A 1,022-nucleotide genomic window follows, 5' to 3' on the forward strand; every position below is an offset into this window, starting at 1 on the left:
CTGTAACCGCAGTTCGCGGACAAGATCATCATTGTTCACAGAAACATTCGATTTAGCGTCTCCTGAAACAGCTTTCTTCCCAGGATGGCCAAAGACCCGGATCATATCTTGGGGGTCTATCTGTTGCACACCAAGTTCGTTTAATTGGGGGGTGATCTCACCTTTCTTAATGGCTTTATAAATTGTCGTTCTACCGATATTAAATTTTCTTGAAGCCTCAACAATGGTGAGTAGAGACATAAGCTATTCCCTTTATTTTTGGTGTTAAAAAATCGCGGCAGCGACTGGGGACCTCGTAGAGCAAGATTTACCGTTAAGCCCCCTGGCGAATAAGGTAGAAGTGTTGTTCGGGAAGGGCTTTGCCCGTACCCGTACAATACACATCTTGCCGTCCAAATCTATGCAATTTTACGCAATTCTATGCAACTGCCTATAGGGAGGAGCTGAAACAATGCAATTTTCTGCAAAACAATGCAATTAAGTGCAATTCTTTGCAAAAGAATGCAATTTCGGCCTGTTTCTAAGGCGATTTAGCAGCTGATTTAAGGCAATTTAACGCAACTATAGGCAATTTAACGCAACTATAGGCAATTTAAGGAAACTGGCGGGAAGAACACCAAAAAAGAGGCTTTCGGAGTCATTTTTTAGACCCTATGATTAACTAAGATTGTTTAACTGGTATGAACAAAATCGTGGAACATTGCTCACTAATTAGGCGTGGAACGTGACAAATCATTAAAAAAGCCCATTAGAGGGTAAATGGGCTTTTGAGTAGTATATAAGAAATTGATTTTTAAAAGAATAAAAATCGCATTTCGTATAATCTGCATTATGTTAATTTTAGCGAAACTTAAGATTTAACTTAAAGTTCCTTTTCAAAAAATTAATCTACAAGAGGATGCTCTTTCATTAAGTTCTGTATGTCATCTGGGTCATAACAACCACATAAGCCTAGAAGAACCACATCAGATATTTTATCAATACAGCAACCTGAAACGATTTGCATACATTGATTTTTGTCA

At 38.3% G+C, this 1,022-nt stretch carries 1 pseudogene; it reads right to left on the reverse strand.

From position 1 onward, the window contains the following. A pseudogene (locus FTV32_RS17290) lies at positions 1-240 on the reverse strand (helix-turn-helix domain-containing protein); the annotation flags it as partial. Positions 241-1,022: the final 782 nt, after the last annotated feature.

It is taken from the genome of Acinetobacter sp. YH16032, assembly GCF_013417345.1.
In the GTDB taxonomy this organism is placed as follows: Bacteria; Pseudomonadota; Gammaproteobacteria; order Pseudomonadales; family Moraxellaceae; genus Acinetobacter.